Raw genomic sequence first — 625 nt, 5'->3', positions numbered from 1 at the left:
TTTTGGTTTCACCAGAACCCAGAAGGGCAGAGTGTTCTACTTTATGGACTTAGCCGTTTGGTCCCGAAGCTGTTTGAGGGCATCCATCGCCTCGTCAAGCTGCGCGCGCTGCTGTCGCAGCTCTTCCATCTGTCGATCTGCCATTTCTACGAAAGTTGCCATCTGCGCTTCGTTGCCTTGATCTTCGTAGATCAACAGCCACTGGCGAATCTCTTCCAAAGGAAATCCGAATTTCCGGCCGCGCATGATCAGCGTCATGCGGGCGCATTCTCTGGGGCCATAGTACCGGGATCGCCCTTCTCGGTCGGGCTGCAAGAGCTCGATGTATTCGTAGTAACGCAGGGTGCGTGGAGTCACGTCGAACTCGGCACACATCTCTTTGAATGACAAACGGTTGTCGGACATTCGGGGTCTCCTCGGCAGCAACCTAGGACGTCATGCGAACAAGCGCAACAGGTGGGCTTGCCCTTTGATCGGCTGGCGGCTCATAAAGGGGCAAGACAACAGGATATGATCATGGTCGACAAAGCAAAGCTAGCCCGCCAGTTTATCGAAGCCATTCCACATGCGCGCGCGATGGGCCTTCATCTTAGCCAGATTGGGGAAGGTGAAGCCGAAATAACAA

At 54.4% G+C, this 625-nt stretch carries 1 protein-coding gene and 1 pseudogene; one reads left to right on the top strand and one right to left on the bottom strand.

The window, feature by feature from the left end:
* Positions 1 to 36: 36 nt before the first annotated feature.
* Positions 37 to 405, bottom strand: a complete 369-nt coding sequence (locus ACR0E6_RS22565) for a MerR family transcriptional regulator (protein ID WP_170374244.1) — start codon at positions 403 to 405, stop codon at positions 37 to 39.
* A gap of 111 nt (positions 406 to 516) precedes the next feature.
* On the opposite strand from ACR0E6_RS22565, the pseudogene ACR0E6_RS22560 reads away from it, so the two are divergent.
* Positions 517 to 625, top strand: a pseudogene (locus ACR0E6_RS22560) (thioesterase); the annotation flags it as partial.

The organism is Ruegeria sp. AP12, from assembly GCF_056540025.1.
This window is presented reverse-complemented; position numbering and strand designations above follow the sequence as displayed.